This is a genomic window from Pseudacidovorax sp. DMC4 (assembly GCF_056314265.1).
Genome location: NZ_JBQUYR010000021.1, coordinates 1 through 11,641, shown reverse-complemented (window position 1 = coordinate 11,641; position 11,641 = coordinate 1). Strand labels below are relative to the sequence as shown.

Here is an 11,641-nt window from a genome sequence, read left to right as displayed (position 1 = left end):
CCTGATCCACATGAGCTACAGAATCGGCGTGGACATCGGCGGCACCTTCACCGACCTCGCCCTGGTCGATGACGCAACCGGCCGAGTGTTCACCCACAAACTGCTGACCACTCCCGAGGCCCCAGAGCGCGCAGTGATTGATGGCGTCGCTGCCATCCTCAAACTCGCCGGAGGCATGATCGAGCAGGTCAGCGCCTTGGTACACGGCACCACATTGGTGACAAATGCGCTGATCGAGCGGCGCGGCTGCAAGGTAGCAATGCTGGTCACGCGCGGCTTCCGAGACACGCTCGATATGGGCCGGGAGACCCGATACGATCTCTACGACCTGCGGTTGCAGTTCGCGCCGCCGCTAATCGCTCGCAGTGCCCGCCTGGAGGTCGATGAACGGATTGACCACCGAGGCCGCGTGGTGCAGCCGCTCGACTGCAAGTCGGTTATTGCACCGCTCGCAGAACTCGTGGAGCGCGAACAGCCGGAGGCCATCGCTATCTGCCTGCTGCATTCGTACGTGGACGCGACGCATGAGCGCGAGCTTGCCGAACTTGTGCGGCGCGAGCACCCAGGCCTGCAAGTTTCACTGTCGGGAGAGGGCTACCCGGTGATACGCGAGTACGAGCGGTGGACCACGACCGCATTGAATGCCTACGTGCAGCCACTGGTCGACCGCTACTTGACCCGCCTGGAAGACGAGTTGGCCGCCAATGGCTTTGCAGGGCGCCTTCTCATCATGGCGTCAAACGGCGGCACGCTCACTCCAAAGATCGCGCGCCGATTCCCATCGCGGCTGCTGGAGTCGGGCCCGGCTGCAGGGATCCTCATGTCGGCCGCCGTTGGCCGCGCGCTCGAGCGCCCGGACGTACTGGCCTACGATATGGGTGGCACCACAGCCAAGGGCGCACTCATCCGGGACGGGCAGCCGATGAAGCGCTATGAGCTGGAAGTTGCACACGTCCACCACTTTCGCGCAGGCAGCGGCCTGACGATGAACCTGCCCGTGCTCGACATGATCGAGATCGGCGCTGGCGGCGGTAGTCTGGCTGGCGTGGACGAGCGAGGCATGCTGCGCGTCGGCCCGACCAGCGCCGGAGCCGTTCCGGGTCCTGCCTGCTACGGCCGGGGTGGCACCACGCCCGCCCTGACCGATGCCAACCTCACGCTCGGATATCTCGACTCGGCGTCGTTTCTCGGCGGCCGCATGTCGGTCGATGCCGATGCAGCCCGGCAGGCGATCGGTGCCGGTGTGGCGGCGGCGCTGGATGCGAGCACGACGCGCGCGGCGTGGGGCATCCACGAGGTGGTCAACGAGAACGTCGCGGGCGCGTTCCGCGTCCATGCCTCAGAGCGCGGCGTCGATGTGCGCCGCTGCACCATGGTGGCGTTTGGAGGTTGCGGTCCCCTGCACGCGGTCCGCATCGCTCGCAAGCTCAAAGTGCCGACCGTGGTATTGCCGCCTGCGGCGGGCGTCATGTCGGCATTGGGCCTGCTCATCAGCCCGTTATCGTTTGAGGTCGGTACCACGCGCGTGCTGCCTTGGAGCGAGGTCACTGTGGAGGTGTGGTCGCAGGTGTTCGGGCAACTGCGCGCGCAAGCTGCCCAGGTGCTGGGCGAGGCCGGACTTGCCGTCGACGACATGGTATTGCGCGGCCGGCTTGACCTGCGCTATGCCGGCCAAGGCTACGAGGTCGGCGTCGACGTCGATTTGTCGCAGCCCGCTGCGCGTGCTCGCGACGCTGTGCCACAACTCTTCGAGCAGGCGTATGTGGCGGTATTCGGGCTTGCATTGGAGGGCCAGCCTTTGGAGGTAGTGCAGTGGCGGCTCGAGACAGTCTCCCGCCAACAGGAGACGGCGCAATCGTCGCAGTTCGCATCTTATGAGGCGCCCGGCAGTGCTGACCGTGGGAGCCGCCCGGCGTACGACCCCGATAGCGGCGAATTTGTCGCGCATCGCGTGCTAGACCGATATCGGATGGCACCTGGCAGCGAATTTACCGGACCCGCGCTCGTAGAGGAGATGGAATCCACGACCGTCATTGGCGCTGGCGTACGCGGCCGCGTCGACGCGCAGCGCAACCTGATACTGGAACTTCAATGACCGCGAACCCGACTGACACCATCGCCTTGGGCATATATTGGGACCGACTCATCTCCATTGCAGACGAGATGATGCAGGCGCTGATTAGAACCGCCTTCTCGAGCACAGTACGCGAGACACACGATTGCTCGACCACGCTATTTGATGCGCGCGGCCGCGCCATTGCACAGGCCACCAGTGCCATTCCCTCGTTCACCGGCACGGCGCCAATGACGCTCGCACACATGCTGGCTCGCTACCCGGCGTCCACACTCAGACCGGGCGACGTGCTGCTGACCAACGACCCCTGGATGGGTACGGGCCATATGTTCGATGTAAGCGTCATGCGCCCGATCTTCAAGGGCGGCTGCCTAGTGGGCTATTGCATGAGCGTCTCCCACCTGCCCGACGTGGGTGGGGCGGGCTGGTCACCCGAGACCATTGAGATGTACCAGGAAGGGCTGCGCCTGCCGGTGAGTCGTTTCCTGGAAGCTGGTGTGCGCAACGAGTGGCTCGTTGACCTGATCACGGGGAACGTGCGCGTTGCCGAACAGGTGCTTGGCGACTTGATGGCAAATGTGTCCTGCACGGCGGTGGCTGAACGCCTGTTCGTCGAGTTCCTTGAAGAATATGGCATCGAGGACCTAACCCCGGTCGCAGACGCAATTCTCGAGTCCAGTGAGGCCTCGATGCGCGCCAGCATTGCCCGTATGCCCAATGGAACTTGGCGCAACGCCATCACAATCGAGGGCAAGTCCGGGCCGATTCGCCTGGCCTGCGCCGTGACGATCGATGGGCATGGCATCACCGTCGATTACGAGGGCTGCGACCCGGTCGGTCCCTGGGGCATGAACGTGCCTATGTGCTACACACGCGCGATGACTGGCTACGCCATTAAGTGCCTCACGCTGCCCAGCGTGCCGAGCAACGACGGCGTCATGGCTGTCATCGACGTACGGGCACCGGTGGACTCGATCGTCAATGCGCAGCCGCCCGCCGCGACAGCGGTGCGCCACTCTGTGGGCCACGCCCTGTACCCGCTGCTCATGGGCGCCATGGCCGAGCCACTGCCGGATCGTGTGCATGCGCAGTCCGGTGGCGGAAACATGCTTAACGTGCGGGGTCAATACAACGGCCGCAAGCATGCGCAGGTGTTTTTCTGCTCTGGCGGGTATGGCGCGCTTTCAGGCTTTGACGGTCACAACACAACGCCCGCACCGTCTAATCCTCGCGGCATGCCGGTAGAGGTTTGGGAAGCGCAGACTGGCATGTTCATCGAATCAAAGGCGCTCCTGCCGGACTCCGGTGGCGCCGGCGCTTCTCGTGGCGGCCTCGGCCAGAGGCTGCGCATGCGCAACGACAGCGGTGCGGCGGTATCGATTTCGTGCTTCTCAGGGCGCACCGACTTTGGCGCCGAAGGCTTCGCCGGCGGAGCGCCCGGCAAGCTGCGCCGCTACTGGATCAACGGTCAACCTGTGGCCTCGAAGAAAGCCTATCAACTGCAGCCCGGCGATGTCTTGATGACTGACGAGGCGGGCGGCGGCGGTTTCGGTGTGCCAGCCGAACGCGCCGAAGCGCTGATCCTCGCTGATCTGCGCGCTGGCTATGTGACGCCCGACGGGCTGGCCCGCGACTGGGGCCTAGCGCCTGGCCGCATCGCAGCGTTGGTCGAGCAAGCCGGCCTGACGGCCGGACTCGACCGCCATTCGATTACTAACTTCTAACACTTCACAACGTAAGGATTACCGCCGTGATGTTCGCTTCCCCTCGATGGATGACTCGTTGGTTTGTCCCGGTGCTATTGGTGGCAGGAATGGTGGGCAACGCCCAGGCACAGGCGTACCCCAACAAGCCTGTGAAGGTCATCGTGCCATTCCTCGCGGGTGGAGCACCCGACACCTTGGCTCGGCTGCTGGGCGAGCGCCTGTCTGCGAAGTGGGGACAGCCGGTGGTCATCGACAACAAGCCGGGCGCCAGCGGTGCGCTTGGAGCGCAGGCGCTCAAGACGTCACCGCCCGACGGATACACCTACTTGATTGCAGTGTCGAGCCTCGTGCAGCTGCCTCACCTGATCCCCAATACACCCTACGACGTCAAGAAAGACTTCGCCGCCGTTTCTCATCTCGGCGGCACTCACTTGGCGCTGCTGGTCAACGCCAGTTTGCCCGTCAACTCTGTACAGGAGTATGTGGCCTACGCGAAGGCACGGCCGGGCAAGCTCAACTATGGGTCGTATGGTGCAGGCTCGTTGAGCAATATCTTTGGCGAAGTGTTCAACGATTCGACAGGCGTGCAAGTTCAGCACGTGGCGTACAAGGGTGATGGTCCAGCGCTCATCGACTTGATGGAAGGTCGCGTCGAATCTGCGTTTCTATCGGTGTTTCAGGTCAAGCAGCACCTCGCATCGGGCAAGCTCAAGATGCTCGCGGTGACCGGGCCGACCCGCTCCCCCCTGATGCCCAATGTGCCCACCATGGACGAATTGGGCGTGAAAGGGTTGAGCCTGCAGGGGTGGTTCGGTCTATTCGCGCCAGCGGGTACGCCGACCGCGATCCAGGAGAAGGTCGCCGTCGACCTGCGCGAGATCCTCTCGCAACCGGAGATCAAAGCCAAGCTGCTCGAGTCGGGCATAGTCGCCGGCGGTGGCACCTCTGCCGAGTTTTCGCGCTTAGTGAGTTCCGATTTCGACAGGTACGGCGAAATTGTCCGAAAGTACAAAATCTCATTGAACTAGAGCTAGAAGCGCGTGGACCAGGCGAGCAGCCAGTGGGAGCCACACCCCTCCGCGCGGCAACTCCGACATAGTCGAGTTCTGGCTGCCTGCTTGGTCACGGTGCGCTTTGTTTAGATCAGGCCGCGCTCTGCCATCGAGCAGATGCTGGCTCCAGCCACGATCAGGTGATCGATCACCCGCACCTTGACCAGGTCGAGCGCGTTCCTGCGCGTCACCGGCAAGGCCTCATCAGCGCGCGACGGTTTGGGCGAACTCGATAGGTGGTTGTGCACCAGGATCATCGCGGCCGAATTCCGTGCCAGGGTGCGTATTTCGGCCCATCGTGACCGCCCGTTCCGGGATCGTGACCGGCGATTTCGGGATCGTGACCGGCCGCTCCGGTGCCGTGACCGACGAGATCAGGAGGGAGTGAAAGGGTTGCGTATGACTGACCTGCGGGGCCATAGGCTGCCGGCCTTTTGCCGGAGCGCCGATGGCACCGCCAACGATGGACATACGCATGATCAAGGATGTACTGCGACTGAAGCTGCACGGCGGCCTGTCGCATGAGGCAATCGCCCGGAGCCTGTCGGTCTCCAAGGGCGTGGTGGCGAAGTACGTGGCGCTGGCCGGCGCTGCGGGCCTGAACCGCTGGGAGGCCGTCGAGCCGCTGGGCCAGGCCGAACTGGAGCGGCGCCTGTTCGGCCTCTCGGCCGAGCAGCGCCGCGTGGCCCAGCCCGACTTCGCCCGCGTGCACGTCGAGCTGCGCCGCAAGGGCGTGACACTGACGCTGCTGTGGGAGGAGTACCGCGCCGCCCACCACGGCGAGCGCACCTGGGGCTTCACCCAGTTCTGCGAGCACTACAAGCGCTACGCCAGGACGCTCAAGCGCTCCATGCGACAGCAGCACCGCGCCGGCGAGAAGCTGTTCGTGGACTACGCCGGCCCCACCCTGGCACTGGCCGACGGCGCCCGCGGCCAGGTGTTCGTGGCGGCCCTGGGTGCGTCCAGCTACACCTTCGCCTGCGTGACGGCGGACCAGTCGATGCGCTCCTGGCTGGGCGCCATCGGGCGGGCGCTGCGCTTCATCGGCGGCGTGCCCCAAATGATCGTGCCCGACAACGCTCGGGCGCTGATCGCCGAGCCCGACCGCTACGAGCCGCGCGCCAACGACACCGTGCTGGACTTCGCGCGCCATCACGACGTATCGATCCTGCCGGCACGACCCTACAGCCCTCAGGACAAGGCCAAGGTGGAATCGGCCGTGCAGGTAGTCGAGCGCTGGATTCTGGCGCGGCTGCGCCACCAGCGGCTGGCCGACGTGCGCGCCGCCGACCTGGCCGTGAGCGAGTTGCTGCCGCTGCTCAACGGCCGTCGCATGCAGAAGCTCGACGCCACGCGCGCGAGCCTGTTCGCCGCCATCGACGCCCCGGCGCTGCGGCCGCTGCCCACGCAGCACTGGACCTGGGCACGCTGGAAGGCGGTGACGGTGCACATCGACTACCACGTCGAGGTCGAGGGCCACCGCTACAGCGTGCCGCACGCGCTGGTGGGCACGAAGCTGGAGGCGCGCGTGAGCGACGCCCTGGTGGAGCTGATGCACCGGGGCGAGCGCGTGGCCGTGCACGCCAGAAGCGACCGGCGCGGCGGCTTCACCACGCGCGACGACCACATGCCCGCGGCCCACCGCGCCCACAAGGACTGGACGCCCCAGCGGCTGATCCACTGGGGCGGCAGCATCGGCGCGAGCACCGGCCGCTTTGTGACCACGATGCTCGAGCGCCACCGCCACCCCGAGCACGGCTACCGCGGCTGCCTGGGGCTGCTGAGCCTGGCCAAGCGCTACGGTCCAGAGCGGCTGGAGGCCGCGTGTGCCAAGGCCATCGAAATCGACGCCGTCTACTACCGCCACGTGCGCGACATCCTGGCTCGCGGGACGGACCGGGTGTCCAGCGCCAGCACCGACGCGCCAGCTGATGCCGCCTGGGTCAGCCCCGCCCACGACAACGTCCGTGGCCCCGGCTACTACCACTGAGCAGGGGGGCTGACGACATGATCGACGACACGGTGCAACGCCTGAGCGAACTGCGCCTGGCCGGCATGGCCGCAGGTCTGCAGGAGCAGCTCACCAACAGCGCCTGCGCGGGCCTGGGCTTCGAGCAGCGGTTGGCGCTGCTGGTGGACCGCGAAATGCATCGCCGCCACGACAAGCGCCTGGCGGCGCTGCTCAAGCGCGCCCGGCTGAAGTATCCGCAGGCCTGCATCGAGGACGTGCAGGCTGGTGCGGGCCGGGGCCTGGAGCGCAACGCCTTCACGCAACTGGCCCTGTCGCGCTGGGTCGAGCAGGGCATGACGGTGTCCATCATTGGCCCGACGGGCTCGGGCAAGAGCTGGCTGGCGTGCGCGCTGGCGCAGCAGGCCTGCCGGCGGGGGCACTCGGCGCTGTACCTGCGGGTGCCGCGCCTGGCCGAGGAACTGCGCATCCTGCACGGCAAGGGCGGCTTCGCGGCGTGGCTGGCGAATCTGGCGCGCACCGAGGTCCTGGTGCTCGACGACTGGGCCCTGGCCCCGCTGGAGCCGGCGAGTCGGGCGGACCTGCTGGAGGTCATTGACGACCGTGCCGGTACTGCGGCTCGCGCCACGATCCTGACCACGCAGCTGCCGGTGGAGCACTGGCATGCCTGGCTGGGCGACCCGACCATGGCCGATGCCATCCTGGATCGATTGTTGGCCAACGAGCACCGCATCAGCCTCAAGGGCGACTCGCTGCGCCGTGCGGCGGGCAGCGCTCAGCCCAACGACAAAGGAGGTCCCGAACAGATCCAGTAAACCCCAAAACTACACTGACTCCGCGCAACCCGCCTCTACAGCCTCGCGTCGGTCACGATCCCGAAATCAGCGGTCACGATCGCCGAAATACGCACCAGGGCCTCTTTCATCACCTCTCGTGGGTACATCGACGTCTGGCTCACCGTCCTGCGGAACATCTCCCTGTACTCGAGCACACGGTGCTGCGCGTCCAGGCGGACCACGGCGAACACCTCGGGTTCCAGCGTTCCCCAGCTGGACCCGCATATAGTCCCGCACGACCTGTGGCAACGACAGCACCTCGGTGCCACGCAGTTGCTCCCCTCAACACGCGCAGTGCCGCTTGCAACACCTCGTGCGGCTCGGCCGGCCGGTAGACTCCCGCAAAGAAAAGCAACTGGTCCGACTCTCTGGAGGACGAGACGGCACTGTGGGCATTACTGACTGGCCAAGTACCGGGACGGCTCAGCACCAGAAGCTCTACGCGGCTCGGATGCTTTTGAGCGTCCAGGCGACGTGGCAGAAAGGCGTGTAGTCGCCGGTGGTGCAGAAGCTGGTCAACCACGACAAGGTGCTCGGGCGGCTACGTGCAACGAGCCGGGATTTCCGGAAGCAATCTATGACCCCTTAAGACTGACTGCCGTCGTTCACTACCAGATGATCGAGTGACAGCTTCCGCCAGCAGCGAAGTGATCTCCGCTGGTGCAGCCACAGGGCAAGTGCATGCCGCCGAGCTAGTCAAAGCGATTCACGCGGATGGCATCGCCGACGCATCCCTTACCGATACGGCTCAGGATATTTCCACTAGTCCCGCGGCCCTCCTCGAGCAGCTAACAGTCTGTTCGCGCTATGCAGCGGACGTTTCGGGCTCCGCGTCGCCGCTTCCTTCGGTGGCGACGTGCGCCTCGGGCGCCTCCTTGAGGACGCCTTCGAGGTATTTGGCGTAGTGCTCCTGCAAATGGCGCAGCGCCGATCCCTTGTCCGCCTGGTATTCGAGCTTCTCTTGGTAGAACTGCAAACGCGCGCGGTTCTCGTCGATCACCTGGCTCCACGTCTTCAAGAAGATGGCAACGTTGTCCTGGCGCATGATCTCTCCGCCCTTCGTCCCCACGCGGAACTTGCCGACGGGCCCCAGGTCGTCGCTGATGGCCCAGAACTCCCACTGCACGTCGACGTTTCGGAAGCGCTCGTCCGCCGTGACGGAGGCGGCGTAGCCCTCGATCTGCGAGATCTCCTTGACGTCCAGCTTCACGGACGGCGCTTTGAGTTCCACGACGAGATGCGACAGGCTGTTGGCCTGGTGGCGCCGAATCGCCTTCGATAGCATCAGGTCGACGATCCCGCGCTCCTGAGAGACGTGCTTCACCGGTGCGTCGATGACGGTGTCGTCGCCCAGCAGCTTCCTGTGCTTGCGCAGGACTTCGGTGAGCGATTGGTCGTCGACCGACAGGCTGAATTGCTCGCCAAAGAGCCAGGTGTTCTGCGCGACGATGCGGTGGAGCTGGCTGCGCTCTTTGAGCCGCTTCTTCGGCTCTGCGTCGAAAAGGATCGCTTCGAGCCCCGTGAGGAAGCGCAGGCGATCGGCCACGACCTTGGCCGAGCTGATGATCGCGGAGAGCGACACGTCGCGCAGCAGCTCGGCGAGCTCCTCTTGCTTGCGCTTGGGAAGCCGCAGCACCTCCGCCAGTATCAGTTGGAGCTCCTCGGGGCTCTTCTCGATCGCCTGGCGCAGCATCCGCAGCTGGAACGCCTTGTTCTGCGACTGCGCGTCCTCGAAGTCGGGAAGGTGGCGCGCAACGCTCACCGCGACGATGTCGAACACCTGGCGCTCGACCTGCTCCACCGGGTTGCGCGGATCCTCGGCGAACGGATAGACACGCTCCGCCTTCCATTCCTCGACGTAGCCGCGAGCGGCGACCGCCGCTCGCTGCCGGAAATACTCTTTGATCTGCTTCACGGCCTCGTCGATGGAGGCGACCATCGGCGTCTGCATCTCGGCGAGTTCGACTGTTCCCTCCTTCTGCGCGGCGGTCAGGTAGGACGTCTCGAGATACGCGGTGAACTGGAAGTCGCCTACGTGAAATCGGCGGTCCGCTTGCGCGAGCGGGAAGCGCTTCTCGTTGCAGAGGAACAGCGCGCGGTTCGACAGCCCTTTCCACTCCACGATTTCGAGCTTCGCGGCGTGCGTCGCCTCGCCCGCCTTGATGTCGGCGAGCTGGAACTCCTTGCGGCTGGCGATCACGGCCTTCGGATCAATCCTGTTGCCGCCGACGGTGACCTTGATGTCCTGGTAGTCAGCGAGGTAGAGCGCGAAGACTTCGGTCAGCGAATGCAGCCCCGCCTGGCTCACGAAGGTCGTAAAGTCCTTGCGCGGGTCGCTGATCGTGAGGGTCACTCCGCGGCGCGCGCCCGGCGCCTCCGCCTCGTCCGAGATCGAAACGTGGCGGATGTCCGCGGCCGACATCGTGATTTTGTAGACCCAGGGCTTCCCGTCCTTTTCGTAGACCACGGCCCACTCCGCGAAATCTCCGATGGCGAACGCCTTAAAACGTCCGCGCCCCTCCTGCCCGTGGAGGAAGCGGCCGCCTTGCGTCGCCGCGCCGGGACGCTTCCACGAGCCGCCTAGCCGGCGGAAATATTCGGGAGCCTTGTCGCGCGCGATGCCAGTGCCGTTGTCGCGCACGATCACATGCGAGAGCGAGTCGAGATCGTTGTAGTCGAACGAGACGGAGACTTCGCTGGCGTCGGCGTCCAGCCCGTTCCAGATCAGCTCTGCAAGCGCCTGCACCGGCTTGGCGCCGGTGATTTTCTTGAGAAAGTCCGGTTGGACTTCGACGGGGTATTGCTGGTTAGCCACGCGGCCGGTCCCCCTGGGTAACTCGTCGTTCAGCTCCACAGTGTATTGCCGCGCTTAGCGGAGCCGGTCGGCCGGTGGCTGCGCCTCGGTGAGCGGCGCCAGCCACAGTCTTGCCGCGTCCTCGGGCACGAGCTCGCGCAGCCGCTCGCTTCGCCAGAGTTCGACCGCCGCTGCTTCGAGCTCAGCGAGGTGCGCGGTGCGCCAGCGCTCGCCCAGGCGAGCGGCGCAACGTGCGTTCCACTGGCTCGGCGTCGGCGTGTCCATGCCCCATGATACTGTATCTCCATACAGTCTACAGCTCGGCTGCCAATCGTCGCTTGGCGCGCGGTGCTCGGTTACGAAGCGGCACGAGCTCAAAACGGGATTTCGTCGTCCATGTGATGTATTGGGGCGGTCGCTCTCGACGCCATGTCGTGATTTCGACTTGGCAAGGTCGGGAGCTCCTTAGATCCCGGGCGTTCGGGCCGCGATTGGGTGCGTCTCTCAATGACCGGATCGGAGCGAACACCTGGCATTGGGCGGCATCGGCCGTCCGACCGCAATCGCTGCATAGCTGCCTGTCCAGTACCGTTAGGCGGGTTCAGACTGATCTGCGACGTTCGACTTTGGTCGGGCGAACGGCAGCGACCCGCAGAATTCGGAAACTGAGTGGCTTGATGAGCGGTCGACCGGTCTACATCTGGAAGCGACCGATCGCCGTCGGCTGGCGATCTTCATCCTGGCGATGCAACTAGCCGAGGCATCCGGGATGGTTTCCCCGTTCAATCGTCCTTCTGCGCCTGCCAGGCGTGATAGCCACAAAGACCATTGTTGTCTTGGTCATCCGGGCCTAGGACCTCGCCGCAGATCGCGCACTCGGTGAACTCCAGCTCGCCCTTGCAGGCGACACATTTGCTCTCGTCGATGAGGAACGTTTCTCTGCTGCATTCGTGGCATGTTGCGGTAGGCCGATCCCCGCCGTCGGTCATGGCGACATATGTCTCCCATTCGTAGAAGTTGCCAACGGCTGCTTCGATCACTTCGTCGAACAACGACTCCCGACCGCAGGAGGAGCAACGAAACTCGAGTTGGTAGGGGTGCTCGACCTGCGGGTCAGTGGGTCGAACCAAGTCCGTGGAGTGAACCCCTGCGGCTGGACCACCGATAGTTGTAGAGACTGATACGCTGGCTGGGCCTTCACCAGGAGAAG

Annotated in this window: 10 protein-coding genes; 5 read left to right on the top strand and 5 right to left on the bottom strand. The window is 65.0% G+C overall.

Annotation, left to right across the window (positions count from 1 at the left end; all coding sequences use genetic code 11):
- Positions 1-10: 10 nt before the first annotated feature.
- The 3 genes from ACT54X_RS27270 to ACT54X_RS27260 are packed head-to-tail and all read left to right on the top strand — an operon-like array spanning position 11 to position 4,808.
- Positions 11-2,095, top strand: coding sequence for a hydantoinase/oxoprolinase family protein (locus tag ACT54X_RS27270; RefSeq protein WP_476349675.1), 2,085 nt, complete (start codon positions 11-13; stop codon positions 2,093-2,095).
- Entirely contained in the window at positions 2,092-3,798 is a 1,707-nt protein-coding gene (locus tag ACT54X_RS27265; protein ID WP_476349673.1) for a hydantoinase B/oxoprolinase family protein, read from the top strand. Before ACT54X_RS27270 ends, ACT54X_RS27265 begins: the two co-directional genes overlap by 4 nt.
- Before the next feature lie 29 nt (positions 3,799-3,827).
- A complete protein-coding gene (locus tag ACT54X_RS27260) occupies positions 3,828-4,808 on the top strand; it encodes a Bug family tripartite tricarboxylate transporter substrate binding protein (protein ID WP_476349671.1) in 981 nt (326 codons plus the stop codon).
- 110 nt (positions 4,809-4,918) lie between these two features.
- Here ACT54X_RS27260 and ACT54X_RS27255 read toward each other — a convergent pair whose 3' ends face one another.
- Positions 4,919-5,110 carry a JAB domain-containing protein gene (locus tag ACT54X_RS27255; protein ID WP_476349761.1) on the bottom strand — a complete coding sequence of 64 codons (192 nt, stop codon included), beginning with the start codon at positions 5,108-5,110 and terminating at the stop codon, positions 4,919-4,921.
- A gap of 170 nt (positions 5,111-5,280) precedes the next feature.
- On the opposite strand from ACT54X_RS27255, the gene istA reads away from it, so the two are divergent.
- Together istA and istB are read left to right on the top strand one after the other, a co-directional pair.
- On the top strand, positions 5,281-6,822 hold the full coding sequence (istA, locus tag ACT54X_RS27250) for an IS21 family transposase (RefSeq protein ID WP_476349669.1): 1,542 nt from the start codon (positions 5,281-5,283) through the stop codon (positions 6,820-6,822).
- Positions 6,823-6,839: 17 nt separating this feature from the next.
- Positions 6,840-7,616, top strand: a complete 777-nt coding sequence (gene istB, locus ACT54X_RS27245) for an IS21-like element helper ATPase IstB (RefSeq protein WP_476349667.1) — start codon at positions 6,840-6,842, stop codon at positions 7,614-7,616.
- Positions 7,617-7,651: 35 nt separating this feature from the next.
- Here istB and ACT54X_RS27240 read toward each other — a convergent pair whose 3' ends face one another.
- From ACT54X_RS27240 to ACT54X_RS27225, 4 genes are all read right to left on the bottom strand, one after another.
- The gene (locus ACT54X_RS27240; RefSeq protein WP_476349665.1) at positions 7,652-7,828 is read right to left on the bottom strand and encodes a JAB domain-containing protein; all 177 of its coding nucleotides are present in this window, start codon (positions 7,826-7,828) and stop codon (positions 7,652-7,654) included.
- A gap of 614 nt (positions 7,829-8,442) precedes the next feature.
- On the bottom strand, positions 8,443-10,452 hold the full coding sequence (locus ACT54X_RS27235) for an ATP-binding protein (protein WP_476349663.1): 2,010 nt from the start codon (positions 10,450-10,452) through the stop codon (positions 8,443-8,445).
- A 54-nt stretch (positions 10,453-10,506) separates the two neighbouring features.
- Entirely contained in the window at positions 10,507-10,716 is a 210-nt protein-coding gene (locus ACT54X_RS27230) for a hypothetical protein (RefSeq protein WP_476349661.1), read from the bottom strand.
- A 497-nt stretch (positions 10,717-11,213) separates the two neighbouring features.
- A partial coding sequence (locus tag ACT54X_RS27225) for a hypothetical protein (protein WP_476349660.1) occupies positions 11,214-11,641 on the bottom strand: 428 nt, incomplete at its 5' end.